The organism is Pectobacterium carotovorum (assembly GCF_033898505.1).
GTDB lineage: Bacteria > Pseudomonadota > Gammaproteobacteria > Enterobacterales > Enterobacteriaceae > Pectobacterium > Pectobacterium carotovorum_J.
On sequence record NZ_JAXAFK010000014.1, the window covers coordinates 1 to 1,035 of the forward strand.

Consider the following 1,035-nt stretch of genomic DNA (forward strand, 5'->3'; position numbering starts at 1 on the left):
TTTGTGATTCATGACTGGGGTGAAGTCGTAACAAGGTAACCGTAGGGGAACCTGCGGTTGGATCACCTCCTTACCAAGAAGATGTGCGTTGAGTGAAGTGCTCACACAGATTGTCTGATGAAAATAACGAGCAGAAATACCTTAATAGGCTTGTAGCTCAGGTGGTTAGAGCGCACCCCTGATAAGGGTGAGGTCGGTGGTTCAAGTCCACTCAGGCCTACCAACTCTTCCGTGAGTGGTATGTAAGGTATCTGTAAGCAACGATGGGGCTATAGCTCAGCTGGGAGAGCGCCTGCTTTGCACGCAGGAGGTCTGCGGTTCGATCCCGCATAGCTCCACCATTAAAAAAGACTTCAGAGTGTATTGGAAACAGTATGCTGCGAAGTATTTTGCTCTTTAACAATCTGGAACAAGCTGAAAATTGAAACATGACAGCTGAACATGCATGACTGCCTTCGGGTAGGTTGTGATGAATCAGTCTGTCAATGAGTCTCTCAAATAATCGCAGCGCGACAGTGGCTTTGAATTAGCAAAGACACCTTCGGGTTGTGAGGTTAAGCGACTAAGCGTACACGGTGGATGCCTAGGCAGTCAGAGGCGATGAAGGGCGTGCTAATCTGCGATAAGCGTCGGTAAGCTGATATGAAGCGTTATACCCGACGATACCCGAATGGGGAAACCCAGTGTGTTTCGACACACTATCATTATGTGAATACATAGCGTAATGAGGCGAACCGGGGGAACTGAAACATCTCAGTACCCCGAGGAAAAGAAATCAACCGAGATTCCCCCAGTAGCGGCGAGCGAACGGGGAAGAGCCCAGAACCTGAATCAGTTTGTGTGTTAGTGGAAGCGTCTGGAAAGTCGCACAGTAAAGGGTGATAGTCCCGTACACAAAAATGCACAAGTTGTGAGTTCGATGAGTAGGGCGGGACACGTGACATCCTGTCTGAATATGGGGGGACCATCCTCCAAGGCTAAATACTCCTGACTGACCGATAGTGAACCAGTACCGTGAGGGAAAGGCGAAAAGAA

Annotated in this window: 2 tRNA genes and 2 rRNA genes; all 4 read left to right on the forward strand. The window is 49.0% G+C overall.

The annotated features are described in order from the left end of the window. Window positions 1-73, forward strand: a 16S ribosomal RNA gene (locus tag R9X49_RS23085); the annotation flags it as partial. Between the two features lie 73 nt (window positions 74-146). After that, window positions 147-223: transfer RNA gene (locus R9X49_RS23090), tRNA-Ile, on the forward strand. A gap of 42 nt (window positions 224-265) precedes the next feature. Then, a tRNA-Ala gene (locus R9X49_RS23095) sits at window positions 266-341 on the forward strand. A gap of 211 nt (window positions 342-552) precedes the next feature. After that, window positions 553-1,035, forward strand: a 23S ribosomal RNA gene (locus R9X49_RS23100); the annotation flags it as partial.